Below are 280 nucleotides of genomic sequence, written 5' to 3' on the forward strand. Positions count from 1 at the left end.
TTCACACTATTTACAGTGAGCCTAAATGTATCGTCTCTCGTCGCACCGTTACTGTCTTTAACACGGATACGAATGTCTGAATACCCATACTTATTCGCCACCGGAGACATGCTCATTGTCCGCGAAGCGCCACTCCCTCCAAAAACAATGCGATTCGTCGGCAATAGTGAAGTGTTTGAGCTGCTTACAACAGAAAGACCAAGGCTTGAAGTGCTTGTTTCAACATCACCCACTGTAAAGCTTATCGCTTTTGTGGTGTCTTCGTTTGTTGACTGATTCG

General features: G+C 45.4%; 1 protein-coding gene. It reads right to left on the minus strand.

Features of this window, described 5'->3' with window-relative positions:
- Window positions 1–280: hypothetical protein (locus DO88_RS18985; RefSeq protein ID WP_198022423.1), on the minus strand; the 280-nt coding region annotated here is incomplete at both ends.

Source organism: Pseudoalteromonas sp. S3431 (assembly GCF_000690035.1).
Classification (GTDB): Bacteria; Pseudomonadota; Gammaproteobacteria; order Enterobacterales; family Alteromonadaceae; genus Pseudoalteromonas; species Pseudoalteromonas fuliginea.